General features: G+C 69.0%; 27 protein-coding genes and 1 pseudogene. 13 read left to right on the top strand and 15 right to left on the bottom strand.

Features of this window, described 5'->3' with window-relative positions:
- Positions 1–103 precede the first annotated feature (103 nt).
- Positions 104–469 (bottom strand): DUF488 domain-containing protein, encoded by a 366-nt coding sequence (locus AB0H84_RS52900; protein WP_357622245.1) that lies wholly within the window; start codon positions 467–469, stop codon positions 104–106.
- A gap of 172 nt (positions 470–641) precedes the next feature.
- Here AB0H84_RS52900 and AB0H84_RS52895 point away from each other — a divergent pair, with 172 nt between their 5' ends.
- On the top strand, positions 642–2585 hold the full coding sequence (locus AB0H84_RS52895) for an alpha-glucuronidase (protein ID WP_357622242.1): 1944 nt from the start codon (positions 642–644) through the stop codon (positions 2583–2585).
- Between the two features lie 9 nt (positions 2586–2594).
- On the opposite strand, the gene AB0H84_RS52890 is transcribed toward AB0H84_RS52895, so the two are convergent.
- From AB0H84_RS52890 to AB0H84_RS52855, 8 genes are all read right to left on the bottom strand, one after another.
- Complete coding sequence (locus AB0H84_RS52890) at positions 2595–3881, bottom strand: sialidase family protein (protein ID WP_357622240.1); 1287 nt, start codon at positions 3879–3881, stop codon at positions 2595–2597.
- Between the two features lie 64 nt (positions 3882–3945).
- On the bottom strand, positions 3946–4638 hold the full coding sequence (locus AB0H84_RS52885) for a hypothetical protein (RefSeq protein ID WP_357622237.1): 693 nt from the start codon (positions 4636–4638) through the stop codon (positions 3946–3948).
- Positions 4639–4649: 11 nt separating this feature from the next.
- Positions 4650–4874: a hypothetical protein gene (locus AB0H84_RS52880; RefSeq protein ID WP_357622234.1), complete on the bottom strand. Its 225-nt coding sequence runs from the start codon at positions 4872–4874 to the stop codon at positions 4650–4652.
- Positions 4874–6511, bottom strand: coding sequence for an extracellular solute-binding protein (locus AB0H84_RS52875; RefSeq protein ID WP_357622232.1), 1638 nt, complete (start codon positions 6509–6511; stop codon positions 4874–4876). Before AB0H84_RS52875 ends, AB0H84_RS52880 begins: the two co-directional genes overlap by 1 nt.
- 27 nt (positions 6512–6538) lie before the next feature.
- Positions 6539–7414: a carbohydrate ABC transporter permease gene (locus AB0H84_RS52870; protein WP_357622229.1), complete on the bottom strand. Its 876-nt coding sequence runs from the start codon at positions 7412–7414 to the stop codon at positions 6539–6541.
- On the bottom strand, positions 7411–8391 hold the full coding sequence (locus AB0H84_RS52865) for an ABC transporter permease subunit (RefSeq protein ID WP_357622226.1): 981 nt from the start codon (positions 8389–8391) through the stop codon (positions 7411–7413). The genes AB0H84_RS52870 and AB0H84_RS52865 overlap by 4 nt, the downstream gene beginning before the upstream one ends.
- Positions 8391–10706: a glycoside hydrolase family 3 N-terminal domain-containing protein gene (locus AB0H84_RS52860; RefSeq protein ID WP_357622223.1), complete on the bottom strand. Its 2316-nt coding sequence runs from the start codon at positions 10704–10706 to the stop codon at positions 8391–8393. Before AB0H84_RS52860 ends, AB0H84_RS52865 begins: the two co-directional genes overlap by 1 nt.
- Positions 10707–10916: 210 nt before the next feature.
- Positions 10917–11675 carry a Stf0 family sulfotransferase gene (locus AB0H84_RS52855; protein ID WP_357622248.1) on the bottom strand — a complete coding sequence of 253 codons (759 nt, stop codon included), beginning with the start codon at positions 11673–11675 and terminating at the stop codon, positions 10917–10919.
- A gap of 333 nt (positions 11676–12008) precedes the next feature.
- Between AB0H84_RS52855 and AB0H84_RS52850 the strand changes: the two genes are divergently transcribed.
- Together AB0H84_RS52850 and AB0H84_RS52845 are read left to right on the top strand one after the other, a co-directional pair.
- Positions 12009–13499, top strand: coding sequence for an MFS transporter (locus AB0H84_RS52850; RefSeq protein WP_357622221.1), 1491 nt, complete (start codon positions 12009–12011; stop codon positions 13497–13499).
- A gap of 33 nt (positions 13500–13532) precedes the next feature.
- Complete coding sequence (locus tag AB0H84_RS52845) at positions 13533–13796, top strand: DUF1905 domain-containing protein (RefSeq protein ID WP_357622219.1); 264 nt, start codon at positions 13533–13535, stop codon at positions 13794–13796.
- A 213-nt stretch (positions 13797–14009) separates the two neighbouring features.
- Here the strand turns inward: AB0H84_RS52845 and AB0H84_RS52840 are convergent, their stop codons facing one another.
- From AB0H84_RS52840 to AB0H84_RS52830, 3 genes are all read right to left on the bottom strand, one after another.
- Complete coding sequence (locus AB0H84_RS52840) at positions 14010–14615, bottom strand: response regulator transcription factor (protein WP_357622217.1); 606 nt, start codon at positions 14613–14615, stop codon at positions 14010–14012.
- Between the two features lie 111 nt (positions 14616–14726).
- A complete protein-coding gene (locus tag AB0H84_RS52835) occupies positions 14727–17249 on the bottom strand; it encodes a histidine kinase (protein WP_357622215.1) in 2523 nt (840 codons plus the stop codon).
- Positions 17250–17614: 365 nt separating this feature from the next.
- A complete protein-coding gene (locus AB0H84_RS52830; protein WP_357622212.1) occupies positions 17615–18145 on the bottom strand; it encodes a hypothetical protein in 531 nt (176 codons plus the stop codon).
- A gap of 136 nt (positions 18146–18281) precedes the next feature.
- Between AB0H84_RS52830 and AB0H84_RS52825 the strand changes: the two genes are divergently transcribed.
- The 8 genes and pseudogenes from AB0H84_RS52825 to AB0H84_RS52790 form a co-directional block, all read left to right on the top strand.
- The gene (locus tag AB0H84_RS52825; RefSeq protein WP_357622209.1) at positions 18282–18437 is read left to right on the top strand and encodes a hypothetical protein; all 156 of its coding nucleotides are present in this window, start codon (positions 18282–18284) and stop codon (positions 18435–18437) included.
- Positions 18438–18565: 128 nt separating this feature from the next.
- Positions 18566–18970, top strand: coding sequence for a hypothetical protein (locus tag AB0H84_RS52820; RefSeq protein WP_357622207.1), 405 nt, complete (start codon positions 18566–18568; stop codon positions 18968–18970).
- 138 nt (positions 18971–19108) lie between these two features.
- Positions 19109–20245, top strand: a complete 1137-nt coding sequence (locus AB0H84_RS52815) for a histidine kinase (protein WP_357622204.1) — start codon at positions 19109–19111, stop codon at positions 20243–20245.
- Complete coding sequence (locus AB0H84_RS52810; protein ID WP_357622201.1) at positions 20242–20898, top strand: response regulator transcription factor; 657 nt, start codon at positions 20242–20244, stop codon at positions 20896–20898. The genes AB0H84_RS52815 and AB0H84_RS52810 overlap by 4 nt, the downstream gene beginning before the upstream one ends.
- A gap of 88 nt (positions 20899–20986) precedes the next feature.
- Entirely contained in the window at positions 20987–21367 is a 381-nt protein-coding gene (locus AB0H84_RS52805) for a hypothetical protein (RefSeq protein ID WP_357622199.1), read from the top strand.
- Positions 21368–21466: 99 nt separating this feature from the next.
- Complete coding sequence (locus AB0H84_RS52800) at positions 21467–21700, top strand: hypothetical protein (protein WP_357622196.1); 234 nt, start codon at positions 21467–21469, stop codon at positions 21698–21700.
- A 370-nt stretch (positions 21701–22070) separates the two neighbouring features.
- On the top strand, positions 22071–22628 hold the full coding sequence (locus AB0H84_RS52795) for a hypothetical protein (RefSeq protein WP_357622193.1): 558 nt from the start codon (positions 22071–22073) through the stop codon (positions 22626–22628).
- A 347-nt stretch (positions 22629–22975) separates the two neighbouring features.
- A pseudogene (locus AB0H84_RS52790) lies at positions 22976–23134 on the top strand (IS5/IS1182 family transposase); the annotation flags it as partial.
- Positions 23135–23195: 61 nt separating this feature from the next.
- On the opposite strand, the gene AB0H84_RS52785 reads toward AB0H84_RS52790, so the two are convergent.
- Positions 23196–24239: a DUF6461 domain-containing protein gene (locus AB0H84_RS52785; protein WP_357622191.1), complete on the bottom strand. Its 1044-nt coding sequence runs from the start codon at positions 24237–24239 to the stop codon at positions 23196–23198.
- A 257-nt stretch (positions 24240–24496) separates the two neighbouring features.
- Between AB0H84_RS52785 and AB0H84_RS52780 the strand changes: the two genes are divergently transcribed.
- Positions 24497–24901 (top strand): hypothetical protein, encoded by a 405-nt coding sequence (locus AB0H84_RS52780; RefSeq protein ID WP_357622188.1) that lies wholly within the window; start codon positions 24497–24499, stop codon positions 24899–24901.
- A 191-nt stretch (positions 24902–25092) separates the two neighbouring features.
- On the opposite strand, the gene AB0H84_RS52775 is transcribed toward AB0H84_RS52780, so the two are convergent.
- Both AB0H84_RS52775 and AB0H84_RS52770 read right to left on the bottom strand, forming a co-directional pair.
- A complete protein-coding gene (locus tag AB0H84_RS52775; protein ID WP_357622186.1) occupies positions 25093–25506 on the bottom strand; it encodes a hypothetical protein in 414 nt (137 codons plus the stop codon).
- 319 nt (positions 25507–25825) lie between these two features.
- Entirely contained in the window at positions 25826–26053 is a 228-nt protein-coding gene (locus tag AB0H84_RS52770) for a hypothetical protein (protein ID WP_357622185.1), read from the bottom strand.
- A gap of 267 nt (positions 26054–26320) precedes the next feature.
- Here AB0H84_RS52770 and AB0H84_RS52765 point away from each other — a divergent pair, with 267 nt between their 5' ends.
- Positions 26321–26617 (top strand): EF-hand domain-containing protein, encoded by a 297-nt coding sequence (locus AB0H84_RS52765; protein ID WP_357622183.1) that lies wholly within the window; start codon positions 26321–26323, stop codon positions 26615–26617.
- The last annotated feature ends 63 nt before the right edge of the window (positions 26618–26680 follow it).

Below are 26680 nucleotides of genomic sequence, written 5' to 3'. Positions count from 1 at the left end.
GGCGGCGGGGGCCGGCTGGCCGGCCCCCGGCGGGGCCCCGGGGGCCCCCCCGTACACCGCCCGCCGCCCGGCCGCCCGCCCGCCCCCGGGGGCGGGCGGCCGCCTATCTTCCGCGGCCGGTCAGCCACTCGGCGAGCACGGCCGCCTGGCTGTGGTCCACGTCCTTGGTGGCGGTCAGCAGGGTGAGATCGTCATGGGCGGCGAGGTCGCGCAGATGTTGGGCCGCCTCACGATGTCCGGCGTCCCCCAGCTCGGCGAGGTAGCGGCGGCGGAACTCGGCGAAGCGGCTCGGCTCGTGGCCGTACCACTTGCGCAGTTCGGTGGACGGGGCGACGTCACGCAGCCATTCGTCCAGGTGAGCGTCCTCCTTGCGCATACCCCGCGGCCAGACCCGGTCGACGAGCACCCGCTTGCCGTCCCGTGGTGAGCTCTCCTCGTAGATGCGGCGACAGGCGATCTGCGCGGCCATGGCGGCACCCCTCCAGATCGATCGGCCCGCCCGGGGCCCAGCCCGACGGGCGACTCGCGCTCTTCACCGACGTACCCATTTTATCCGGGGGCGGATGTGGGCCCCTGACCACTCGCAGAGTGGGGCTTTTCGATAGATTCATCCCTCGGTGCCGCCGTACCGAAGGAGCCCCGTGAGCATTCCCCACCTGGCCGACGTCCATCCCGCGTGGCTGCCGCCCGAGGCGTTCAGGGCGATCGGTTCCCGCCGCACGCTCGTGCGGGCGGACGGGCCGCTCGCCGAGACCCTGCGGCAGGAGGTCGCGCAGGCCGGCGCCCGGTACGGCGGAGGCCTCACCGACGCGGGACCGTCCGACCTCGTGCTGACCCTGTCCGAGGCCGAGGGCGCGGACGGGTACGCGATCTCGCGGCGGGACGGCGTCACGACCGTGGCCGGTGGCGATCCCGCCGGGCTGCTCTACGGGTTCTTCCACGTCGTACGGCTGGGCGAGGCGGCGTTCGAGGGCGAGCGGCCGGTCGAGCACCACCGGCCCGCGATGCGGCGGCGCATGCTCGACCACTGGGACAACATCGACGTGCACCCGGTGATGGGCCAGGTCGAGCGCGGCTACGCGGGCGGGTCGATCTTCTGGGCGGACGGCGCCCTGCGCGCGGACCTGACCAGGGTGCGGGCCTACGCGCGGCTGCTGGCCGCGTGCGGGATCAACGCGGTCGCGATCAACAACGTGAACGTGCACGCCACCGAGGCCCACCTGCTGACCGACCGGCTCGGCGAGGTGGCCGCCCTCGCGGCCGCATTCCGCCCGTACGGGATCCGCGTGCACCTGTCCGTCAACTTCGCCTCCCCCATCGCGCTCGGCGCTCTGTCCAGCGCCGACCCGCTCGACGCGGACGTCCGCAGGTGGTGGGCGGAGGCCACCGAGCACGTCTACGCGACAATTCCCGACTTCGGGGGATATGTCGTGAAAGCCGACTCGGAGGGGCAGCCGGGCCCCTTCGCGTACGGACGCACCCATGCCGACGGCGCCAACATGCTCGCCGACGCCCTGGCCCCGTTCGGCGGGGTCGTTCACTGGCGCGCCTTCGTCTACAACCACCGGCAGGACTGGCGCGACCGCTCGACCGACCGCGCCCGCGCGGCCTACGACCACTTCGCCCCGCTCGACGGCCGGTTCCAGGACAACGCGATCCTGCAGGTCAAGCACGGCCCCATGGACTTCCAGCCGCGCGAGCCGGTCTCCCCGGTGATCCTGCGGATGCGGGGCACGCGCCTGGCGGTGGAGCTGCAGGTGACGCAGGAGTACACCGGCCAGCAGCGGCACGTCTGCTACCTGGCCCCGATGTGGAGCGAGGTCCTCGGATTCGAGAACGTCGCCGAGGCGGGCGACCTGGTCGCGGTCTCCAACGTGGGCGCCGACCGCTACTGGACCGGCCACCCGCTCGCGCAGGCCAACCTGTACGCGTTCGGCCGCCTCGCCTGGGACCCGGCCCTCGACCCGGCCGCCATCCTCGACGAGTGGATCGACCTCACGTTCGCGCGGCCCGGCGAGCCGCTGCGGCGCACCCTGCACGCCGTGATGGACGACTCGTGGCGCACGTACGAGCGCTACACCGCGCCGCTCGGCGTCGGGTTCATGGTGCGTCCCGGCCACCACTACGGCCCCGACGTGGACGGGTACGAGTACACGCCGTGGGGCACGTACCACTTCGCCGACCGCGACGGCGTGGGCGTGGACCGCACGCGCGCCACCGGCACCGGCTTCACCGGCCAGTACCCGCAGCCCTGGTCGGACATCTACGAGTCGCTCGAGCGCTGCCCCGACGAGCTGCTGCTCTTCTTCCACCACGTCCCGTACGGGCACGTGCTGCAGAGCGGCTCGACGGTGATCCAGCACATCTACGACACCCACTTCGCGGGGGCCGAGGAGGTCGCCGAGACGCGGCTGCTCTGGGAGAAGCTCGCCGGAACCGGCGCGGTGGACTCCGACGTGCACGCCAGGGTGCGCGAACTCCTCGACGAGCAGCTCCGCTGCGCCGAGGAGTGGCGCGACCAGATCAATGCCTACTTCTTCCGCAAGTCAGGCGTGCCCGACGCCCACGGCCGGCGCATCCCCTAGTGGTGACAGCTATCCCGGCGGAGGTTCTGGGCGGCCGTTGGCGATCCAGGTGGGGTGGAAGCGGCGGAAGATGATGCTCATGTTCTTGTCGCTGCCCGAGCTGTTCTGCTCGCCCCACTCGATGGCCGCGCCGACCTGATTGTCGGCGGTCTGCAGCATGCTGGAGTAGCCCCCTTCGACGCCGTTCACGTTCGGCCTGCCGTCCCGTCCCTTCGGCCGGGGAGCGGGAAAGTCTCCGAGCAGGCGGGTGTACGGCCAGCCCACGCCGTCGTCGTAGCTCATCCAGACGCGCATGGGGGTCCGGCTTCGGGAGTCGCCGCCCGGGTGGGGGCCGAGGAACAGGATCCGGTTCGGCGACCCGGCGAAGCGCAGCGTCGAGGCCTGGCAGTCGGGATCGGGCAGGACCCGGCCTCCCGGCTCCAGGTGATCGGCGTAGCCGGAGAAGCCGCCGTCGAGGGTGCCGGTGGCGACCAGCCGCTTGAGCAGCGGCGGATCTCCGGCATTGGCGAACCTGGCACGATCGTTGCGATAGAGGTCGCCGCGGAACCGCTGCAGGATCGTGGCCTCGTCGGTCTTGGTGACGTCGGTGTTCGTCAACTCCTGGTAGTGCCAGTCAGTATCCCCTGGCCGCTTGTAGATGTTGCGCCACTTGGCCGGGATGACCAGGGTCCCGTCGGTCATCTTGATGCCGGCGCCGGGGCCGATCGAGTCGTTGAACCATCTCCTGTTCAGCGGATCGCTCGGGTCCTTGTGCGGTTTGAGCGTGTCGGTCTTCTCGGTGAGGGTCCAGCCGCCCATGGGCAGGCCGTTGGCGTCGGTGGCTGACGAGGCCACCCACACCTCGCGGTCGTCCCAGCTGTCGAAGTCGCCGACGCTCTTCCAGCTGGCCGCCATCCGGTTGAAGAACAGGTAGACGGTCTGTCCGTCGAAGACCGCGGTGGGGTTGCCGACGGCGTCCGGCCACCCGGTGGCCACCGCCTTGATCCCGGACCAGGTGCCGGGTTTGCCGGAGTCTCTGGAGGTCTTGTAGATGAGGTCGATGTTGCCGTAGTCGTCGTTGTCGCCGACCCGGCCTTCGGCGAAGGCGATGACCGTGTTCCCCTTGGTACGGATCACGGCCGGCGCGCGGAAGGAGTGGTAGTCGACCCGGTAGGTGCCGTTGACGTAGGCCTCGTTGCCTCCGTCGAAGAGCACCTCCGCGGAGGGAGTGGACGCCGCATCGGCCGGAGCCGCTACGAGGAGGCTCGCGGCGACCAGTGCGACGGCCGCGAGCGATCGGACACGTAAAGGGCTCACCGTCCGAAAAGTACAACCATCTGTTGCCCCTGGGAAATCCGGGACAGAAGAGGCCGGAACCCGGCTAGGCGGTGAAGCGCTCCCGGACCTCGGCGATCATCGGGCGGCTGTTCCACAGGAGCGCCGCCGCGAACGCCGAGGCCAGCAGCGCCGGCACCAGCTCGGTGCCGACCGCCGTGAGCCCGCCCGCCACGACCAGCAGGGACGCGTTGCCGAGCGTCGCCTTCGGATGGCGCATGAGGAAGTACGAGGCCAGCCGCGCCACGTCCACCGCCCGGAACTCGAACAGCGACGTGATCACGAGGGCGTTGGCGACCCACAGCAGCGCCGCCACCGCGACGAGCACCAGCAGCGCCGCCCACCAGCCGGGAACGCCGGCGACGGCGAAGTTCGCCAGGTTCGTCCCGATGACGGCCAGCCCGGCCAGCCAGGGCACCCAGACCTTCAGCACTCCGCGCACGTTGGCCTTGTAGCCGCGCCAGTACGCCGCCGCCGGGTGGAGGTCGGTCATGTCCCTGCTGCGGTGGCGCAGCGCGTAGAGAGCGGCGGACAGCGCGGGGCCGAGCGGCAGCGCGCAGGCGGCCACCAGCGGCACGTTGCTCGCGTCGCCACCGAGCAGGGTGAGCGCGAGCAGGCCGGGCGCGCTCGCGAGCAGGAACATGCCCTCGACCACCAGCAGGTTGTAGACCAGCGTGGCGGCGCGTGAGAGCGGCCCCTCGCCGAACCGCCGCCCGGTCTCAGTGGTCACCTCGCTCATCGGGTCTCCTCTCACAGGCCGAGCAGGGTTGACTTCTTGATCCCGAGCTCGAGGTAGGCGTCGATCACCTGGTCCACGTACGCGAACGAGTGGCGCACGTGCCGCGCGCCCGCGTACTCGTACGGCTGGTGGACGCCCACCCCGTCGCGGCGCAGCGCCGGCTCGAAGCGGCCGGTGCCGACGCAGAAGCGCCAGGCGTCGGACAGCCGCCCCGAGGCCTCCGAGGGCACCCGCATCAGCCGTGGTCCTTCTTGAACCGCTCGTAGGCGGTGTTGACGAGGTTGATGTAGGAGGTCATGTTCTTGCCCTCCAGCTCCTTGACGTAGGCGTCCCACTCGCTGAGGTCGCGCTCGCCGAGGACGAACTTGAGCGTCTGCTGGGTGACGTAGTCCTTCAGCGGCGTCTCCCACAGCGTGGCCTGCTCGCGCTCCTCGTCGTCGAACGGGTGCGGCGGCTCGATCGGGTACGGCTTGCGCGCATTCATCACGTCCTGGAACGCCACCTCCTCCTCGGAGAAGGTGGAGTTGAGCAGCTTGGTGGTGCCGCCGTAGGCGAACACGCCGTTGGAGAAGCCGAAGTCCTTCTGCAGGTGCTTGGGCGCCCCGGGGTTGAGGCCGACGAAGTCGACGTCCTTGGCGAGCTGGTACTTGCCGGAGGCGTCCTTGGTGTACGTCGTGCCCTCGACGCCCCACTTGGCGAACTCCTCGCCCTGGTCGGAGTACCAGAGCCAGTCGATGAACTGCATCATGGCGACGAAGTTCTTGTTCTCCAGCGCCTTCTTGGAGATCATGACTCCGTTCTCGAGCCGGGTGCCGATCTTGTACTCGCCGACCGGGCCCATGGGCACCGGGATCTTGGCGACCTTCGCGCCGGGGACGAGCTTGGTCAGCGACGGCCGGTAGTCGTTGACGATCGACTGCGCGTTCGCGCTGATCACGAACGACTTGCCGGAGTTGAACTTCTGCTTGGCCTGCTCGTCCTGCTGGGTGAAGCTCTCCGGGTCGAGCAGCTTCTCCTTCACCAGCTTGGCCAGGTACTCCAGCATCTGCTTGTACTGCGGCATCGCGCCCGTGTAGACGAACTTGCCGCTGGCGGTGTCGAAGGTCGCGTGCTGGTACTCCCAGCCGCCCTTGGTGCCGTAGGCCTGGGCGACGAGCTTGAACAGGTTGCCGCCGGGCGTGGGGACGCCGAACCGGTCGGTCATCGGGTAGAGGTCCGGGTACTCCCTCTTCAGCGCCTTGAGCACGGTGTAGAGATCATCCCAGGTCTTCGGGACCTCCAGCTTGTGCTTCTCCAGGATGTCGGTCCGCACCGCCAGCGAGTAGTCGACCCAGACCTCCTCGTGCAGCCCCGGCAGCAGGTAGATACGGCCGTCGGCCTGGCGCAGCGTGTCCAGCTCCGGTTGCATGTTCCACTTGGCGACCTTGTCCTTGAAGTTGGGCATCAGGTCGAAGTAGTCGCTGACCGGCAGGATGGCGCCGGAGGAGACGAACGCCTCCTCGGCCGGGTGGTAGGTCTTCGGGATGATGAGCGGTGCCTGGCCGGAGCCCACCAGCAGGCCGCGCTTCTTGTCGTAGTCGCTGAGCGGCACCTCCATCGGCTTGAGCGTCACGTTGGTCCGCTTGGTCAGCTCCTGCCAGAACAGCCAGTCGCTCTTGTCCGGGTAGAACGGGTGGTTGTTGTAGAGCACGTCGAACGAGATCGGCTCGGTGGCCTTGAACTGCTGGTTGACGCCGTAGTTCGCCATCGCGCCCGCCTTGTTCGCCGACACGTCGGCGGCCTTCTTCGGGGCCTCGTCCTCGCCGCAGCCGGCGACGGCGAAGGTGAGCGCACCCAGCCCGATGAGTGCCTGGCGCCGGGAGATGTGCTGCATGGGGGGTTCCTTTCGGATGGACAATGGTTATCCCTTGACCGCGCCGAGCATGACGCCCGAGACGAAGTACCTCTGCACGAAGGGGTAGACCGCCAGGATGGGAAGGACGGTGAGCATGATCGTCACCGACTGGATGTTGGACGCGGCCTGCGACACGTCCGAGAGCGAGGCCCCGGCGGACTCCGCTCCGGTGGCCCCTGCGATGAGGTTGCGCAGATAGATGGTCACCGGGAACAACTCGGTCTTGCTCAGGTAGAGGAACGCGGTGAACCACGAGTTCCAGAACGAGACGGCGTAGAAGAGCACCATCGTGGCGATGACCGCCTTCGACAGCGGCAGCACGATCCGCCACAGGACGCCGTAGGTGTTGAGGCCGTCGATGGCGGCGGCCTCCTCCAGGTCCTGCGGCAGCCCTTCGAAGAACGCCTTCATGACCAGGAGGTTGAAGACGCTGATGGCGTTGGGCAGGACGATCGCCCAGATGGAGTTCGTCAGCCCGAGGCTGTTGACCAGCACGTACTGCGGGATCAGGCCGCCGGAGAAGATCATGGTGAAGACGGCGATCCAGATCAGGAACGTGCGGCCCTTGAGGTGTGGCTTGGACAGCACGTACGCGTAACACGTCGTCAGCACCATGGCGATGGCCGTGGCGACGACGGTGTAGACCACGGTGTTGCCGTAGTTCGTCCAGAACATCGGGTCCGACACCACGATCTTGTAGGTCGTGAGGTTGAACCCGCGCGGTATGAGGTTGACCTGCCCGGCGACGATGTAGCGCTCTTCGCTGAACGAGCGGGCGATGATGTTGACGAAGGGGTACAGCGTCACGATCACGACGCCGGCCAGGATGACGGCGTTGATCCCTTGGAAGACGCGGTAGCCACGGCTCTTGTCGATCGTCACCACAGGCTCGTCCCAACTGCGCGACGGGAGATCAGGTTGGCCGACAGGATCAGCACCACGCCGATCAGCGCCTCGAACAGGCCGATGGCGGCGGCGTAGCTCATGCTGCTGGACTCCACGCCCATGCGGTACAGGTAGGTGGAGATGACGTCGGCGGTCGGATAGGTCAGCGGGTTGTACAGCAGCAGGACCTTCTCGAAGCCCGTGGCCATGAACGTGCCGATGTTGAGGATCAGCAGCGTGATCGCCGTGGGCCGGATACCCGGCAGCGTGACGTGCCAGACCTGACGCCACCGGCCGGCGCCGTCCATCCGGGCCGCCTCGTAGAGCTGCTCGTCGATGGTGGTCAGCGCGGCCAGGTAGAGGATGGTGCCCCAGCCGACGGTCTGCCAGACCTCCGACGAGACGAAGATCGTGCGGAACCACTCCGGCTTCTGGATGAACGGGGTGGCCTCCCCGCCGAACGCCTTCACGATCTGGTTGATCGGCCCGTCGATGGCCAGCATCTGCATGACCATGGCGGCCACGATGACCATGGACAGGAAGTGCGGCAGGTACGACACCGACTGCAGGAACCGCTTGACGCGCCGGCTGCGTACCTCGTTGAGCAGCAGCGCCAGCACGATCGGCAGCGGGAAGCAGAACAGCAGGGTCAGCGCGCCGAGGACGAGCGTGTTGGTGAACACGCTCCAGAACGACGGGTCGTTGAGGAACATCTTCACGTACCGCAGGCCCACCCAGGACTCGCCGAAGATGCTGCCGCCGGGCTCGAACTTCCGGAAGGCGATGACGTTGCCGATCATGGGGGCGTACCGGAAGATCGCGAAGAAGAGCAGCGGCAGGATCGCCAGCGAGTACAGCTGCCAGTCGCGGCGGATCGCCTGCCGCCACGTGCCCGGTTTCGCCTGCCTGCGCCGGCTGGGCGCCGGCCGCGCCCGCCGCGCGTCCTGGGGCGGGTCGTCCAGGGTCGTACTCATCACTCCCCCTCGCGCGTTATGTGAGCCGTGGCCAGAAGATGCCTGTCGTGGCCGACCTCGCGCTCGGCGCCGGTCAGGCGCAGCGGCACGACCGCTTCCGCCTGCCCGCTGGAGCGCCCGAAGCGGAGCTCGACGTCGCCGGGCTCGACGATGCGCCGGCCGCGTACCCCGGTGAACGAGGCGACGTCCGCCGGGACCGTGAACGACACGCGCGTGGCCTGACCGGCCTCCAGCGGGACGCGGGCATAGCCGACCAGCCGCACCACCGGCCTGGTCGTCTGCGCGACCGGGTCGTGCAGGTACAGCTGCACGACCTCCGCGCCGGAGCGCGACCCGCTGTTGCGGACCGTGATCGCGACGGTGACCTCGCCGTCCACCGGCCAGTCGGCGGCGCCGGTGTCGCAAGGCTCCCACTCGAAGGTGGTGTAGCTCAGCCCGTGCCCGAACGGGAAGGCGGGCGTCGTGTCCACCGACGACACCTCGGTGCGGCGTCCGAGCGGCGGCGACAGGTACGTCGCCGGCAGGCCGCCGGCGTCGCGCGGCACGCTGACCGGCAGGCGCCCGGACGGGTTCACCGCGCCGGTGAGCACCTCCGCCAGCGCCTGGCCGCCCCGCTGGCCCGGGAAGAAGCCGAGGACAACGGCCGCGGCCGCGTCGAACTCCGGCCCGAGCGCGTACGGCCGCCCGGCCAGCAGCACCAGGACCACCGGGGTGCCGGTCGCGAGCACGGCCCTGACCAGCTCGGACTGCACGCCCGGCAGGCGCAGGTCGGTGGCGTCGCACCCCTCGCCGGAGGTGCCGCGCCCGAACAGCCCCGCCCGGTCGCCGACGGCGAGCACGCACACGTCGCTCCGCTCGGCGGCTGCGACGGCGGCCGCGATGCCGGAGGTGTCGTCGCCGGTGATGGCGCAGCCCGGCTCGTACGTCAGATCGGGGATCAGCGTGCCGAGCGCCTCGCGCAGCGAGGGGATGTCGAGCCCGAGCCCGAGCTCCGGATGGGGGCCCACGTGCGCGGGGAAGGCGTAGCAGCCGAGCATGGCCATCGGGTCGTCGGCCACCGGGCCCACGAGGGCCACCCGCCGGCCCGGGGCGAGCGGCAGGAGGTCGCCGGTGTTGCGCAGCAGGACGACGGACTCGCGCGCCAGGCGCAGGGCGAGCTCCCGGCTCTCCTCCTCGTCGAGGCGCACGTCCTCGGGCTCGCCGGGCAGCGGCCGCCAGTCCTCGTCGAGCAGGCCGAGCTCGGCCTTCTGCGTCAGCACCCGGCGCAGGGCGCGGTCGATGAGCGCCTCGTCGACCTGCCCCGCCTTGACCGCGTCGATCAGGGGGGCGCCGAAGGTGTCGACCGTGGGCAGCTCGACGTCGACCCCGGCCCGCAGGGCCAGGGCGGCCGCCTCCGCCCCGTCCGCCGCGACGCCGTGCAGCTTCTGCAGGAAGCGGATCCCGAAGTAGTCGGCGACCACCGTGCCCGCGAATCCCCACTCGTCCCGCAGCAGCCCGGTCAGCAGGGCCTCGTCGGCCGCCGCGGGCACGCCGTCGATCTCGGCGTACGAGTGCATCACCGAGCGGGGGCTACCCAGGCGCAGGGCCATCTCGAACGGCGGCAGGATCACGTCGGCCAGCTCCCTGCGCCCCATGTGCGCGGGCGCGAGGTTGCGGCCGCCCCGGGAGGCGGAGTAGCCGGCGAAGTGCTTCAGCGTGGCGACGATCCCCGCGCCCTCGAGCCCGCGCACGTAGGCCGCTCCGACGGTTCCGACCAGGTAGGGGTCCTCGCCGATCGTCTCCTCGGTGCGGCCCCAGCGGTAGTCGCGGGTCACGTCGAGGACCGGGGCCAGGCCCTGGTGGATCCCGGCGGCCCGCATGGAGCGGCCGATCCGCCCGGCCATCTCCTCGACCAGCTCGGGGTCGAAGGACGCGCCCCAGCTCAGCGGCGCCGGGTACACGGTCGCCCGCCAGGCGGCGAAGCCGGTCAGGCACTCCTCGTGGACCTGGGCCGGGATCCCGAACCTGCTCGCCGCCATGATCTGCGCCTGCGACGCGGCCAGCGAGCGGGCGCCCGCGACCGGATCGACCGGCGCGGTCCCGAACGGACGGGTCAGCTGGCCGAGCCCGTGGGCGATGACGTCGCTCCACTCCACGCCCGCCATGTCGGCCTGGTGCGGGGCGACGCCTCCCCCTGAGGCATCCGCGCCGACCCAGACGCCGACGAGCTGGGCGATCTTCTCTTCCAGCGTCATGAGCGGGATGAGCGCCTCGGCCCGCTCGGCGGGAGACAGCCGCGTGTCCCGCCACTTGTCGATTGGTACCTGGCCCCTCATGCCATCCTTTCGGCTGCTCGCCGACATCACACCGAAACTTTCAACAAATTCCCGTTAATATTGCGGCAACTTATGGGTCAGGGTTTCGGCGTGTCAAGAGGGGTGCGGCGCTATGTTTGCCGACGTCACCAAGAGATTCGCGCGGCATCGAGCGGTAAATTGCCGAAAAGTTTCTGAACTCGACCGACATCTTGCCGTGACGTCAGGGGTTCAGTCCGATTCCCGGCGGTAGCGCTCGATCCAGGCGGCGTTGAGCCCGTCGGACTGGCGGCGGTGCCGGGGCTCGATCGTCTGCCCTTCGGGCAGGTCGAGCCCGAGGAAGCCGAGGATCCGGCGCGTGACGCCCGCCAGGTCGGCCTCGAGGTCCTCGTACCGCACCGGGTACGGCCGCACGCCCTGCGACGCGAACCACTCCTCCCAGGCCGCGTTGTGCTCCCTGATCTCCTCGACCAGGGCCCGGATGCCGTCCGCGTCGTAGCCGGGCTCCCGTCCGCTCCTCGTGGCGCCGCCGATCTCGCCGTTGCCGCCGACGTACCAGGTGCCGGTCTGCTCGGCGCGCAGCCACGACACCGCCTGCGCCAGGACGTCGTCGCGCCGCAGGTACACGAATCCCGTACGGCCGAAGGCGCGTTCCAGCAGCGCCACGTCCCGCCCGGCGAGATCGGGGTGGACCGCGCCGAGCTTGGCGACCACGTGGTCCAGCGTGCCCCACATGAGCTTCGCGCCGAACACGCCGTTCGCCGTCCGCCCCGCAGCGAGCGCCGCCCGCACGTAGTCGTCGTAACCGGCGGCGCTGCGAAGCCCCCATCGCTCGGCCCACAGTGGCTCGTCCGGCTCGCGGAAGTACGCCTGCGGACGACCGGCGACCCTGGTGGATTCCAGCAGGCCGAGGAGGAGCGAGCTTCCGGTACGCGGGGTTGCGCAGACGAAGTACGAATCGATCGGCGGGGCGGCGCCCGTGTTCGGCATGGTCACGCCGCCCAGGCAAAAGGATCAGGCCGCCGCCCGCAACCCGATTACGGGGTCCCGCGCCGCTCGGAGCGCTCACCCGATGCGTCACCCGCTCGCCGAACAGCCGCTCGGCCGATCGCCATCGAGCGGCGCCTTTGGGGGCTACCGGCGAATTGCACAAGCCCGCCGAATTACTGAGTACGGAATACGTCCTCGCTTGTCGTATTGGTGAAAAATTCACACCGACATCGTGCGCGTATCACTACATTACGCGGCGCATCGATTTCCATACTGTGACAGCGTGCGAATGGATTTTTTCGAAGCGACCATGAACACCGAAAGGAGATGATCATGGCCGATGTGCATACCGGTGAGGCCCCGGCGAGCGAGGAACCCCAGCAGCACGCGGATCCGCGGCGATGGCGGGCACTCGTCCTGCTCTGCGCCTTACAATTCATGATTTTGCTGGATATGACCGTCGTGAACGTGGCCCTGCCCCACATCCAGGACTCGCTCGGCTTCTCGGAGTCCGGGCTGGCCTGGGTGGTCAACGGATACGTGCTGATGTCCGGCGGGCTGCTGCTGTTCGGCGGCCGGTCGGCCGACATCTACGGCCGCAGGCGGCTGCTGCTGATCGGCGTGGGACTGTTCGCGCTCTCCTCGGCCCTGTGCGGCGCGGCCGTGTCCCAGCCCATGATGATCGTGGGCAGGATCGGGCAGGGCATCGCCGAGTCGATCGCCGCCCCGGCCTCGCTGGGCATGATCGCCCTGCTGTTCACCGATCCGCAGGAGCGCACGAAGGCGCTGGGAGCGTGGGGCGGCATCATCGCCCTGGCGGGGACCTCGGGTTACGTGATCTCCGGCGTGCTCACCGACGTGGTGTCGTGGCGCTGGATCTTCTTCGTCAACCTGCCGATCGCCCTCGCCGTCCTCGTGCTCCTGCCCCGCATGGTCTCCGAGAGCCGGATGGTGCGCGCCAAGAACGCCAAGCTGGACCTGGCCGGCGCGGTCACGTCCACCGCGGGCCTGTTCGCCATCGTCTACGGCCTGCTGAAGGCGGCCGAGAGCCCGTGGGGCTCCGCGCCCGTCGTGCTGCCGCTGGCCGTCGGGGCCGGCCTGATCCTGACCATGCTCATCGTCGAACGGCGTGCGACGGACCCGCTCATCCCGCTGAGCTTCTTCGCCAACCGGACCAGGACCGTCATCAACGGCGTGGCGCTGCTCTTCATGGCGGCGTTCATCTCCTACACCTTCATGATGACCCTGTTCGAGCAGCACATCCTGGACTACTCGCCGCTGCAGACCGGCCTCGCCTGGCTCCCCCTCGGCATCGGGATCGGCGTCGGGATCGGCCTGGGCACCGCGTTCGTCCCGCGCGTCGGCGTCAAGGCCGTGGCCGGGGTGGGCTACATCGGAGCGGGCGTGGGGCTCGCCCTCACGAGCATGATCACCGTCGAGAGCACGTACGTCGGCGGGATCCTGCCGGGCATGGCGGTCTTCGGCCTGTTCGCGGGCCTGTCCATGCCGGCCGCGACGAACGCGGCACTGCACGGGGTGACCGCACAGGACTCCGGTCTGGCCTCCGGCGTGCAGAACACCGCGCTGCAGGTCGGCAGCGCACTCGGCCTGGCCGCCCTGGTGACGCTCGCGCTGCGCGGCGCCGGCGAGCAGATCCAGCGGGGTGTCGCGGCGGAGATCGCCACCACGGCGGGCTACAGCACCGCGCTGCGTGCCGGAGCCGTTCTCATGGTCCTGGGCGGGGTGCTCATCTTCGCGCTCCTGGAGCGCGTGGCCACCGAGCTGAGGGACCCGGTGGCGGAGTCGGTGGAGCAGGCCGGCTGACCGGCCGGCACCAAGCAGAGAAAGGAGTGGGAGATGGCCGGCGTCGACCTGACGTTCACGGTGCCGATCCAGCAGTCGGACGGGTGGACGTTCATCACGTGGCCCGAGTCCGTCGAGGTGTTCGGCACCCGCAGATCGGTCAAGGTGGCCGGCACCATGGACGGGCACGAATTCCAGACGGCGTTCCTGCCCTGGGGTGACGGCACGCACCGGCTGCCCATCAACAAGCGCCTCTTCACCAAGCTGAAGAAGCAGGCGGGCGACCATGTCGACGTGCATCTGAAAGAACGCCTCTGACCGAGGCGCGGTTCACGCCGAGAGGCCCCTCCCGTGACGCGGTGACGGGCCTCTCGGCCTTTCCTGCGGGCGGCGGGTCACGCGCGGAAGAGCTCCACTGTGAGTGGTGGCCGGGCGACGCCAGGCGCGTCGCCACTCGGCGGGCTCATGACTCGGTCCGTCGATGCCTCCATGGTCCAAGCACCGCGAACGGCGCATCTCCTGCGAGCCCGGTCAGCACCAGCCGGCTTCGGTGGCGATGCGGATGGCGTCCACCCGGTTGCGGGCGTTGAGCTTGACCACGATCTTCGACAGGTAGTTGCGTACGGTCCCGGGTGACACGTGGAGGCTGGCCGCTATCTCCGGCGGCTCCGCGCCTTTCGCGGCAAGTCGTAATACCTGGATCTCGCGCTGGGTCAGCGGATTCTCGCCCACGTCCCAGGCGGTCAGGGCCAACTGCGGGTCGATGACCCGGCCGCCGGCGGCGACCTCTCTGACGGCCGTGGCCAGCCGGTCCGCGGGCGTGTCCTTGAGGAGGAACCCGGACACCGACGCGGCCAGCGCCCGCCGGAGCATGCCCGGCCGGCCGAGCCCGGTCAGGATCAGGCTGCGGCAGGTCGGCAGCCTCCGGTGGAGCTCCTGCGCCGCGCTGAGGCCGTCCATCACCGGCAGATCGATGTCGATGATCGCCACGTCGGGGCGTTTCTCGAGCGCGACGGGAACGATCCGGTCACCGCTCTCCACCTCGGCCACGACGGTGAGGTCGTGTTCGATCTCCAGGAGCGCCACCAGGGCTCCCCGCACGATCCGCACGTCCTCGGCGAGAAGCAGCTTCAGCATGTGCACCACCCATCGATCCGGCCGTCATCGCGGGCCGGCTGGCTCATGTGCCTGCCGCCCTGGTCGTGCGCTGTCACGTCCCGCCGTGACGGGTGCCGGCTCATGCGCAGCTCATTCGGGTGCCGGCTCCGGCGTGGCACCCGACGGCAGCTCGGCCGTGAGATGGAACCAGCCCTCCGTCGTCTCCATCCGCAGGCTGCCGTTGACGGCATCCAGGCGCGCCCGGACATGCTCCAGCCTTTCCTCGTCACTCTCGGACAGGGTAGTGCGATGGCGCGAGATGCGTGCTTTCAGACGGCCGTCCTCGGGGGCGGTGGCGGGGGCCCGGTCGTGCGAGACGCGCAGCCGTACGTAGCCGTTGTGAGGGCCGTTCGTGGGGCCGTTCGTGGGGCCGTTCGTGGGGCCGTTCGTGGGGCCGTTCGTGGGGCCGTTCTCCTGGGTGACCGTGATGACGCAGCGGCGCACGCCGCTCCGCCGCACCGTGTCGGTGATCGCGTTGCGGAGCACCATGGCCAGCACCACGTCCGACTCCTCCGCGAGCCGGCCGGAGGCGATGTCCACCTGAGCCTCGATCCCCGCCGCCGACAGCGCCGCACGGGTCGACTCGACCTCGGCCGCCAGCGACACGTGGCGGTAGCCGCTCGCCGTGGAACGTACCTCGGCCACCAGGCGGCGCACCGCCACCAGGACCTCCATGATGTGCTCCTTCGCGCGTTCCGGCGCGGTCAGCGTGAGCCCGCGGGCCACGCCGCAGTTCCACATGATCGTGGACAGGTCGCGGTCCAGCAGCTCGTTCACCTTGCGGGCCACGTCCAGCCGTTCCTGCTCCACGGCGAGCCGTACGATCTCCTTCCTGGTCGTGTGGAGCTCGGCGACCAGCGCCGACAGCGACGTCAGCCCATAGATCACCAGCCCGGTCTGCAGGGTCGAGATCACCAGGTAACCCAGCAGCGCCGTGTCGTCCCCGCCGGCCACCGCGAGGACCAGGACGACTCCCCCAACGGCCGTGTACAGCACCCAGCGCCAGCGCGCCCGCAGTACCAGCGGGATCGACCCGGCGAGGAAGCCACCCATCGAGCCCCACAGCGCGCCCACCCACAGCACGGGGAGGAACGACGCCACCGCCTGGACCGTCAGCGTGGCCGCGCGGACGGGCGCCGGCCATACGCGGGGGCCGAGGAACGAGTGCGCGAACTGGGTGAGCAGGAGAACGGTGAGGCAGATCCCGACATCCACCGTGAAGCCCGCGGGGTTCCGCCAGAGAATGTTCGTGATCAGAATTGGGATATAGCCAAGTAAAACCGCCAATGTCAGGAGATTGGCGGTTCCGGGCGCCCATCGGACAGCGGTCCGCCGGAGGAGATCCGCGGGTTTCCAGGGGTCGGCGGGGGGTGCCGACGGCCCGGCCGGCACGTCGGACAGCCGGATCTCGGCGACGAGACGGAACCAACCGTCCTCCCGGGTCACAGTGAGCCGTCCGCCGACCGTGGCCAGCCGCGAGGACAGGTTGTCCAGTCCGCTGCCGTCCGAAGAGATCACCTTGGAAGCGGCCCGGTCATGACCGGCCCTCTCATGACCGGCCCTCTCATGACCGGCCCTCTCATACCCGGCGCTGTCGTCGCTGGTGCCGTCGTCGCTGGTGCCGTCGTCGCTGGTGCCGTCGTCGCTGGTGCCGTCGTCGCTGGTGCCGTCATCGCTGGTGCCGTCGTCGCTGGTGCCGTCGTCGCTGGTGCCGTCGTCGGCCCCGTCGTTCGCCACGCTCAACCACGCGAGACCGTCGCGCACGCCGCCTTCGACCTCGCACTGCCGCGCCTTGCTGTGGCGTAACACGTTGGTGATCGCCTCTCGCAGCACGATGGCCAGCACCGAATCGACCGCCTCGGTAAGGCCGTGACTCGAGACGTTCATGCGAACCTCGATCTGCGCCACCGACAGTGTGGACTCGATCGACCTGACCTCTCCGGCCAGCGACAGCTTCTGGCAGCCCGTCGGGATCATCCGCAGCGCGGCGGTCGCCCGTCGGGCGATCCACAGGGCCTCCGACATCACCTCTTCGGCCCGCCCGGGCGCACCCGGCAGCAGGCGGTGGGCCAGCTCGTTCTTCAGCGTGAACGCCAGCAGATCGTGTCCCACCACGTCATGCAGGTCTCTGGCGATGCGCACCCGCTCGCCGGCCGCGGCGATCCGCCGCAACGAGCCGCGACCGCGCTCCAGCTCCTGCGCGAGCTCTGCCAGGAAACTGAGGCCGTAGAAAACAAGCCCCTGCACGAGGGTGAACACGAATACGAAGACGATATTGACCGCGCCGAGCCCTTGCGCGAAGTACAGCACGGGATTGACGACGCATGTCAGTCCGTACAGCACCCACCCATAGGGGGCGGGGACGACAAGGAGAATGGACGCCGGCAGGAGCGGGACCACGGCGGCGGCCTGCGGACCGATCCACAGGGCCGGAGCCAGCACGAGGGCCGCCAGCGCCGTCACCGAGGCGATCCGGCGGCCGAGCGGCCAGTGCCCCGGCCGCCCGAAAGAATGGGCGATCTGCAGCCCGATCGCCGCCGCCATGCAGGCGCCGAAAGCCAGAACACCCGGAATTTCTGCTGATTCCCGGCCGATGCCATTGAGCGTATTCAAGATCGCATTCAGCGCGAATCCAACAAGTACTCCAGCGGTGACCTTCAGGGCAAGGCGTGGCGCCGGCAATGTGGCATCGCCGTTTCGCCGTGCCCAGGAGGCCGGGGATAAGCTCCTTAACAGTCGGACATCCCGCGCTCGTGCCACGAGATTCTTCGCCATTCCTTCTCCGCCCCCGGCGAACTGTCCACCCCAGTCGTCAGACAGGCTATATCAGGCCAATCACCTCGAGTGGAAACGTCCTCCAGCGTGACGGATATTTGCCCCATCGAGCGTTATTCCGCGATGGGTTGCCCGCGCTGACCACCACGGTCCCGGCCCTCCGGGATCGGGAGACGTCCGAGGCGATCGGCCTCTCCCTCCGATCAGTGCTCGGCCTTGGCCGTCATTCTCCCGGCGGTGTCCCTGATCCGCCTCGCGGTGGCGGCGATGTGATTCGATCGTTCCGTCACCTTCGCGCTCGTACGCGTGCGTTGGGCTCGCGCCGCCAGTCGTTCGGCGTTGACGGCGATCCGGGCCGCGTCGGCGGCGATCATGGGCGCCTCCGTACGAAGGCCGGCCGGGTCGGCACCGTCGATCGAGGACATGAGCTTGGAGACCTCCGCGGAGACATCCTCCGCGGTCGAAGCCAAGGGCAGATGGGGAAACAACCTCCGCAGATCGCGGATCAGTTCCTGGATGTCGCCCTGCAGCCTGTCGAGGTCCCGGCGGATCCTCTTGAGATCTTCGATGATCTTGCGGATCGGATCGGGAACGGGTGGATAGGGGTCCGCACGAGGCTGGACGAGTTCGACGGGCCATCGCGACATCGCCATGGCCGAACCGGGCGACTCGAACGTCAAGCCCGTCGCCATCGTCAGAACAAGCGGGATGAACGCGACTGGCTTGCTGCTCACGCGGGCTCCATAGGTCGGCGGTCGCTGCCGCCCCGTGCGGACACGGGCTCTCCAGACGTTGTACGTGTCCGGCAGCGATCGAGATCGACCCGACTCGCGGCTTTGGACCGCCGTTTACCCGCCGATTCTCTGCGCCTTGATCGGCGAGTACCGGACCAGGGCCTACCCCGTGCTGGTCGGCGGCGGCATTCCGCTCTTCCCCCAGCACGAGCGCCGGGTGGATCTCGAACTCGTCGAGACCCGCACCTGCAGCTCAAAAGTCGTCTACCTCCGCTACCTCGTGGCGCGCTGATCAGCCGTACTGCTTTCGGTGTAGGGCGTAGCCCGCCAGGTGCAGGTGCGAGTGACGAGCCACGTACGACGCGGACCCGGCGCGGCCCCGCCTAGCGTCGCACCACGACCACTCGAAAGGGAGTCCGCATGAAGAAGAGGTTGATCACTGCGATCGTCGGAGTGAGCTTGACGGCCGGACTGCTCGGCCTGGGCGCCGCCGGCGCCCAGGCGGGCACGGCCACCGTCGCGACGGCCGCGCCCAAACCGCCGAAGGGCGCCAGGGCGGTGGTCCAGGTCGGCCCGAACCCCACCACCAAGCGGGGCGAAGAGGTGACGATCACCGGCAACTGCGGCGGAGGCGAGAAGCTCAAGGCCGTCCTCTCCGGGATGACCGGGAAGCCGTCGCTGCGGAACGTCCGCATCATCGACGACAACCCCAAGGCGTTCGTGGCCAAGGCGAGTCTCGACCCCAGGATCGGCAACGGTGTCGGCCCCGTTTTCGTCGACTGCGGCGGCGAGGTGGGTGTGACCCTCCTGGTAACCCACGTCTGACTGGTCACCCACGTCTGATCCGGACGCGCACGCGCCGCACCGGCTGGTGTGGCTCGTGCGCGCCACCTGGCCCTGCACCGTCTGCGCCCGTGCCGTCGCGTCTACCCTTGCGCCATCGCCCCGAAGAAAAGGTCCGATATGGCCGTTCCCTTCCCGCAGCGCGCGCCTGCTCCGGTCCGCCGCTCCGCCAGACTGCTCGATCTGGCGCTGGCCCTCATCACCGTCGTCGGCGTCGTCACCGGTGTCATGGCGGCCGAGGTCCACGAGTCACCGTGGCGGGGGCTGATCCCCCTCGCGCTGTTCCTCGGCGGGCTCCTGCTGTTCAGGCGCCACCTGCCGATGACCGTCCTGCTCCTGTCCATCGCCGCGATCTTCCTCTACCGCTTGAACAGCCACTTCCAGGGCGGCTGGATATGGCCGGCCTCGGCCGCCTACTTCAGCGCGGCCTGTACGCCGCGCGTACGGTGGGTGGCGCTCGTCGGCGTCGCCCAGCTCGGCTACGCGGCCGCCGACTTCTGGTGGGTCCTGCAGCGGAACGTGGGCCGCTTCGTCCTCCACATCGCCGGGGAGGGGCTGCTGCTGGCCATGCTCATCGGCGCGGGGCTGGTGTGCGCCGCCGTCATGCGATGGCGTGGGCAGTTGCGCGAGAGCGACAGCCGCGCCCGGGCCGCCGAGGAACGGCTCCAGGTCGCGCGCGAGGTGCACGACATCGTCGCCCACACCCTGGCGGTCGTCGGCGTCCAGCTGAACGTCGCCGCCGACGCCCTCGAGGAGGACCCCGCCGAGGCCGCCGCCGCGCTTTGCGTGGCCAAGGACGTCAGGAACCGCGCGATGGCCGACCTCGCGTCTCTCATCGGCGTCCTGCGCGACCGGACCGACGGCGCCGCCCCTCAACCCGATCTCGCCGCCGTCGGCACGCTCGTCACGGACGCCCGCGCCGCCGGCCTGCGGGTGACCCTCGACGAGCGCGGCGACCCCTCGGCCGTCCCCGCCGCGCCGGCCGTGGCCGTCTACCGGATCGTCCAGGAGGCCCTCACCAACACGCTGAAGCATTCGGGAGCGGCCAAGGCGCGGGTCACGATCGACTGCGGGCCGCGCTCGGTCGTCGTCGAGGTCACGGACGACGGCCGGGGGTGCGGCGAGATCGTCGAGAGGCACGGCCTGGCCGGCATGCGGGAGCGGGTGGGCGCGCTCGGGGGCGCGCTCACCGTGGAACCGGTGCCGGGCGCCTTCTCGGTCCGGGCCGAGATCCCTGTGGCAGGCTCGCCCGTATGACGATCAAAGTGCTCCTCGCCGACGACCAGGCACTGGTACGGGCGGGCTTCCGCAGCCTGCTGGCCCGCTCCCGGGACGTCGCCGTCGTCGGCGAGGCGGCCACGGGCGACGAGGCCGTGCGGCTGGCCGCCGGCACGCGTCCCGACGTCGTCCTCATGGACATCCGGATGCCCGGGATGGACGGCATCACCGCCACGCGCCACATCGTCTCCGGCACCGGTTGCCGTGTGATCATCCTGACCACGTTCGACACCGACGAGCACGTCTTCGACGCGCTGTGCGCCGGAGCCAGCGGCTTCCTCACCAAAGAGGTCGAGCCGAGGGAACTGCGCCGCGCGGTCGCCGCCGTCGCGGCCGGGGACGCGCTGCTGTCGCCCGGGGTCACCCGCCGGGTGGTGGAGCAGTTCGCCCACCGGCAGGGGCCGGCCCCCGTCGCCCGGCAGCGGCTGACCGCCCTCACCTCCAGGGAGCTCGAGGTAGTGCGGCTCGTCGCGCTCGGCCTGTCCAACGACGAGATCGCCGAACGCCTCACGATCAGCCCGTTCACCGCCAAGACCCACATCACCAGGGCCATCGCCAAGGTGGCGGTACGCGACCGCGTCCAGCTGGTCATTCTGGCCTACGAAAGCGGCCTGGTCCGGCCCGGCGGCTGAAGCGGTCCACGTTTTCTCTGAACTTTGCCGGCGAACTCATCGTCATTTCCTACGGAAAACACCACAGGCAGGGGGCAAAGTGAGAAAATTGCTGCTCATCACCGCCATTGCCGGACTGGGCTTCACTGTCATGGGATCGACCGCCGCGTCGGCCACCGCTCGCGACGACTACCCGGGGGCGCATGTCGAGAACAGCCGCGGGGACTGGCTGGCCGAGGCCCAATTGTCCAAGCACCACAACACCATCGTCATCTGCGACCGCAGCACCGACCACCGGTACGCGATGGCAAAGGTGCGGTACAAGGGCCACACCTACCAGTACGCCAACTACTACAAGAACCAGGACTGCATCGAGCAGAAGACCATCAACATGCCGCACGGCACAATTGAGCTCTGGGCCTGCGTGAGCAAGCCGTACAAGGTGAAATTCGCCTGGTGCGGTCCTAAGCAGACAATAGTCAGGCGATAACGCCGACGGATCGCCGGTTCATTCCGGCGACCCGTGCGGCGCCCAGGCTCTGCAGCAGCAGATCGGCCCGGGGTTGAGCGGCTCGTCGAGCTGCTCACCGTGCAAACCAGCCATCTGCCCACCATCAGCACGATCCAGACCGACCGTCTGCCTGAGACCGAGGACGAGGACGAGGCCGAGGCCGACGCCGAGGCCGACGCCGACGTCGACGTCGACGTCGACGTCGACGAGGCGGCGGCCGCCGACGAGCGGGCCGAGGAGAGCGCGCGCAAGGCAGCGGCCGTTCGGCAAGCCGCGCTCACCGCGGCCGAGCAGGCCTACCTCGACCGCTAACGAGCGATCAGCCACGAGACCGACGCCGTGCGCCGGGCCGGCGAGTGAGCACTGACGATCGGTGGGACACCAAGACGGCAACGACTCCATCACGGACGTCTTCGGGCCGCCCGGCGCAGCTGGGAGCGGCCGCGTTCGAACCAGCAGTCCGGGCCATCGCGCCGCCGTGATGGCGGATCCTGCCGTCGCCGTACGCGCGCTGAAGCGGATCACAGGGCATCACCACCACCCGACATCTGCTGTCCGCATCCACGGTCGCTGTGGACGGCGGGTGTCGGTCCTGTGTGCGAGGACTCGTCGCTCGACGAGCGTGCGCTACCGGTGATCCTCGCCGCGCACAGCAGCACGCCTTCCGAGGACGAGCTGGAAGGTGCCGCGCTCATCGAGTGCGATCCGGCGTCGGCGACGCTGGAGAGCACCGCGCGGTGGATTCGCGATCGCGGCGGCCCGCCTGGCCTGCGACGGTGATCTCGATCCGGGTTTCGACCGGCTGCTGGACACCCGGGACCTGCTGGACACACCGGCTGTAACCGCCGCGCGTACGAGGCTGATCAACCAGGCCCCCGGAAGCGACGGGATGCAGGCGCTCATCACGGAGCAGTCGCGCGGCACGCCGCATCCGCCCCATCCGCGCCCGACCCCCGCCGCCCGAAAGGCGCTCCACTACCTGCGGGACAAACGCGCGGAGGAACGCCGCGCCGCGGACTTGGACCCCCTCGCCGAACGTGCGTGGGAGCGCGCCATCTTCGTGGAGGCACCGGAACTGAGATCAATGGCGGCGTGGGAGGCGGGCGGCGAGCGGCGCCGGGGGCAGATCACCGACGCCGTCGTCACCGCCTTGGGGCGGAGGACGCCGAGATCCGCCACGCCGCCGAACAGCGCGAGGAGTGGGAGGAGGACTACACGCTCCTCGACGAGCTGGACCTGATGAGGCCGCTGACACATGTGGAGGTGGGCCCGATGGTCGTCGCGCAGGCGCCGAGCCCGCCGCTACCACCGCACGAGGTGTCCGACGAACTGGAGAGGTCACCGCTACGGCTCCCCTCCGAAGCCGAGTGGGAGCACGCGCTCGCCCCCCGCTTCGTGATTGCGATCCGACCGCCTGAACACCGCACAAGCGGATTTCGCCTGCTACGCCTCGTTCGAGGAACTGCTCGACACCGTAGACCCGCAAACGGTGCACACGGCCAGCCCCGCGACCAGCAACTCGCCAACATCCGCCGCATCTACAAGAAACGCGGCTCTCGCGGCGGCCGCCCAGTCGGCCATGATCAAGATCTCTACAAGCTGCGCACCACTGTCGAACGCTGCATCAACAAGATCAAGGAGTGGCGCGGGCTCGCCTTCCGCTTCGACAAAACCACCGAAAGCTACCTCGCCGGCCTTTGCCAACGCGGAGCCATCTTGTGGATCCGAAGCCTTCAACCGGTCTGAAGATCCGACGTCCGAAGCGACCCCGCGCACCCCAGTGACACTTCGCGATCCACAGCGATGATCAGCCGAGCAGCCCCTTCAGGGCCCGGCGCACCCTCGGCCATTGGTCACCGGCCGCAAAGTACACGCTAACGAGCGGCTGGAAGACGTCATACCGGTACAGGTACACCCCAAAGGCGCTGACCAGCGCCTGCGCTGCCTGCCAGCGGGCACGGCGAGGATCCTGGTCGCCAGGCACCTCGAACCGGCGCGCCTCGTAGTCCCCCTGCAGCCGGTAGGTCAGCGAATCGCGCCCCACGAGCCCCGGGGGGTACGCCGCGAGCTGGCCGGAAGCCAACAGATCGAGCCCGGCACGGACGCTCGGCTCATTCAGCAGCTCATGCTGGGTCAGAACCTCAGTCACCGCCCGCTGAACAGCGAGGGCCTGAACCGAAGGGTCGGCGAGACGGAGCCGGGCGTCCAGGTCGGGATCCAGCTCGCTGAGGCCACCGGTCGGCAGATCGAGTCGCGGGACCTTGGCCTCCCGTCGAACCAGAGTCTGCGGCTGGGCGAGCCAGTCGAGATCCAGCCGGACCCCGGTAGCCGCCTCCACCACGGCCATCGCAGCCGCAGTGTGGAGATCCGGATGGCCCGGCTCAGGGGCGGCGACCCTTTCGAGGACCGTCAGCTCCTCGTCCAGGGCATACGGCTGGGCACCGAAGCGCCACTCGGAAGAGTAGATCGCCAGAGAGGTCACCATCCGGCCATGGACGGCGTACAGCAGGTCACCAGGAGTGGTGACACCCCAGGAGACACTGCATGCCCGAGCCCCCGCACTGAGGCGGAGTAGAACCTCCGCCAGGGAGGTCTGGTAGCCGTTGGGTTCGAAGACAATGAAAGATGAGCCGGACCGGCCGACGAACATGCCTTCTTCCAACTCGCCCGTCAGGTCCACTGGGCGTGCCGGCTCCAGGTCGGTTTCCTGCAGTCCCATGCGCTCCATAAGCTCGGCAAGGGTGGGAGTGCCGGTAATAGGCTGGATCACGGTCCAGGTCAGGGCGTCCGAAATGTGCTCCAGGGCACCGGCCAGGAGATCCTGATAATAGGCAAACGTATCGTTGATCACGCGATCAGTATGGTCAGGCCCACCGACAACAACCCTCGGCGCTGTTGCGGCTGGAGCGGACCGGACCTCCAGCGCACCTAGAGATTCGAACTCAGAACACGCCCTGGGACCTCTTATGCGGGCCGGTCTCCTTAGGAGCGGGCCAGGGCGAAAGATCCCGTGTCGGTCCACGCCCCCACCTCAGCTCAATGTGATCATGCGACTACCGATCGTGCATGGGGGCGTCCTCCGCACGAACCGATCACACAGGAGACATCATGCGTTCCGCTGCCTTCATCACCACAGTCACCGCGTCAGCGCTGGCCGCAGGGGCCGCGCTCTGGGTGGCCATTCCCGCCCTGGCCGCCATCGGCGGAGCGCACACCCCTGGAGCGCGCGCCGCCGCCATGGTCAACGCCGACGGAACCGTCGAGCGCTCCACCGGCGTCACCGCCGTCCGCAAGATCAACGCCGGTCAGTACTGCATCGAACTCGACCCCGACATCAACGCCGCCAAGACCGTGCCCGTCGTCTCCAAGCTCTGGAACGGCACCGGCACCGACATCTACATCTCCTCCTACAACGGCTGCGGGGACACCGCCCGGAACATCTTCGTCATCACCACCAGGCCGGCGCCGGCGGGAGGCTTCGCCGACGCGCCCTTCAACATCGTCGTCGATTAGCCCCGCCCCGCCCGGAACATCGAGATGAAGCCGCACCCTGTCCACCTGGACAGAGACGCGGCTTCGCTGTGAGGGACAGCCCTCGACTGGCGCTGCGTCGGCATCGTGCTCGCCGAGCATGGGCAGGGCAGGGCAGTCGCCGGACGGGGACGGCCTTCTTCTTGCCGGTGATGATCGCGTGCGCGCCGCGCTCAGACCGCGCTGACCCAGTGTGCTGCGATCGTGGTGCGCCCGTCGGGGTAGCCGAGGATGGAGGCGTTGTTGCTCGCCTTGCCGATCCTCTTCGCGTAGAGGCTCACGACTTCGCCCCCGCTGAAGGCGACCAGGACCGTCTGCCCGACGGTGGCCTGGCTCACCAGACTCGCGCTACCACCGGCACCAGCCAGTGCCTGACTGCCGTCGATGGGGCTCTGCCCGTTGTACAGGACCGTGCTGGCCCACTGGTCCGTGTTGGCGGCGCCCAAATTGACCACCGAACGGGCGTGGTAGGAGATCTCCCACACCCCGGCAAAGGGGATCGTGATCGTCAGGCCCGACGGGAGGACCTGCTCGTAGGTGGTGGTGAGGACCTGATTGATGTCGATCGGGCCGGTCTGGACCCACATTTTGGCGGGACTCTGCTGGGAAGGCGCATTGGCCGATGAGGACATCATCGAACGCTAACCTCGCATGACCACCATGACACCACTCTTGACAGTTCGACTCATATAGCAGTTGCGACGCACCAACCTCACAGGCCATTTCATTTATCATGGAAAAATGCGATAAGGGACCAGAATTCGCACAGGCGGGCGATCCGCCTCAGCGGACATCGACACGGCGAACCTACGGCGTCCCTGAATGTGCGCCGCCCAACGGACGACCGATGGCCACGCGGGACGTCGTCTCTCAACGTCACATAACTGCCCAGGTCGGTACCAACCATCAGAGATCATCACTGCAGCCATCACGCATGTCAGGTAAGGCGGAAATGTCGAGACAGCGCGACCAGCCTGTAGCGAGCCGGCGCCACAGCTTCACCGCCGACACCGGGTCCACCTGCACGGCCCCGGGGCCCAAGCCGACGATCTCGGCCACCCGGTGCAGCTCCGCCACCATCACCCGGTCCGAGGCACGCGTCGGCGCAGTACGTAGCAGCTCCAGCTCCGACACGCGCCGTTCTGAGGGCACCAGCAGCAGATCGGCAGCTCCTCCCGGGCTGCTCCGTCCTGCCGGCAGGCGAGCCCGACCTTGCAGGGCGGGGCAGGGGCATGCGGCTGTATCGCCTGCGGATAGTCCAGCGATGGCAAGCGAATAATACGCTCTGGATTCAATCAACAACCCAAAGTAGCTATGAGGTGTCGGGGACTCGATCGACGCGGGAGCACGGTCCGGCTTCGTGAGCGAGCCTCCTTGCCCGTAGCGCGCGGAGGAGTACGCATGTCCCAGGAATTGATCGAGGCGAACCTCAGTGGCGCGTTCGCCGTACTCGATACCGACGGCGATGGCCACATCACCGTAGCCGACTTCACCGCGAAAGCCGACCAGATGTGCGCTGCCTTCGCGCTCGAGCCTCGGTCCCCGCACCACACCGCTCTTCAGCGGGCCTACGCCGCCTGGTGGGAGCAGATCCGCGACGGCGCCGACCACGATGGCGATGGGAAGGTGAGTCAGGCGGAGTTCGTCGCGGCGATCCGTTCGGGCACTACCGCTAATGGGAGCTACCGGGTCGGCTGATCGGGCAGACTCGGTGCCTGGTAGCCGCTGGTGAGTGAGCACTTCCAACCGCTGGACCGATTT

It is taken from the genome of Nonomuraea sp. NPDC050786 (assembly GCF_040654115.1).
Taxonomy (GTDB): Bacteria; Actinomycetota; Actinomycetes; order Streptosporangiales; family Streptosporangiaceae; genus Nonomuraea.
The sequence above is the reverse complement of the archived record's forward strand: the minus strand, read 5'-3'. Positions and strand labels throughout refer to the sequence as shown.

Bases quoted from the DNA above. Each gene is read 5' to 3' on its own strand.
- AB0H84_RS52900 (WP_357622245.1), bottom strand. From the start codon at position 469: ATGGCCGCGCAGATCGCCTGTCGCCGCATCTACGAGGAGAGCTCACCA.
- AB0H84_RS52885 (WP_357622237.1), bottom strand. From the start codon at position 4,638: ATGAGCGAGGTGACCACTGAGACCGGGCGGCGGTTCGGCGAGGGGCCG.
- AB0H84_RS52880 (WP_357622234.1), bottom strand. From the start codon at position 4,874: ATGCGGGTGCCCTCGGAGGCCTCGGGGCGGCTGTCCGACGCCTGGCGC.
- AB0H84_RS52875 (WP_357622232.1), bottom strand. From the start codon at position 6,511: ATGCAGCACATCTCCCGGCGCCAGGCACTCATCGGGCTGGGTGCGCTC.
- AB0H84_RS52865 (WP_357622226.1), bottom strand. From the start codon at position 8,391: ATGAGTACGACCCTGGACGACCCGCCCCAGGACGCGCGGCGGGCGCGG.
- AB0H84_RS52860 (WP_357622223.1), bottom strand. From the start codon at position 10,706: ATGAGGGGCCAGGTACCAATCGACAAGTGGCGGGACACGCGGCTGTCT.
- AB0H84_RS52855 (WP_357622248.1), bottom strand. From the start codon at position 11,675: ATGCCGAACACGGGCGCCGCCCCGCCGATCGATTCGTACTTCGTCTGC.
- AB0H84_RS52850 (WP_357622221.1), top strand. From the start codon at position 12,009: ATGGCCGATGTGCATACCGGTGAGGCCCCGGCGAGCGAGGAACCCCAG.
- AB0H84_RS52845 (WP_357622219.1), top strand. From the start codon at position 13,533: ATGGCCGGCGTCGACCTGACGTTCACGGTGCCGATCCAGCAGTCGGAC.
- AB0H84_RS52840 (WP_357622217.1), bottom strand. From the start codon at position 14,615: ATGCTGAAGCTGCTTCTCGCCGAGGACGTGCGGATCGTGCGGGGAGCC.
- AB0H84_RS52820 (WP_357622207.1), top strand. From the start codon at position 18,566: ATGAAGAAGAGGTTGATCACTGCGATCGTCGGAGTGAGCTTGACGGCC.
- AB0H84_RS52815 (WP_357622204.1), top strand. From the start codon at position 19,109: ATGGCCGTTCCCTTCCCGCAGCGCGCGCCTGCTCCGGTCCGCCGCTCC.
- AB0H84_RS52810 (WP_357622201.1), top strand. From the start codon at position 20,242: ATGACGATCAAAGTGCTCCTCGCCGACGACCAGGCACTGGTACGGGCG.
- AB0H84_RS52780 (WP_357622188.1), top strand. From the start codon at position 24,497: ATGCGTTCCGCTGCCTTCATCACCACAGTCACCGCGTCAGCGCTGGCC.
- AB0H84_RS52775 (WP_357622186.1), bottom strand. From the start codon at position 25,506: ATGTGGGTCCAGACCGGCCCGATCGACATCAATCAGGTCCTCACCACC.
- AB0H84_RS52765 (WP_357622183.1), top strand. From the start codon at position 26,321: ATGTCCCAGGAATTGATCGAGGCGAACCTCAGTGGCGCGTTCGCCGTA.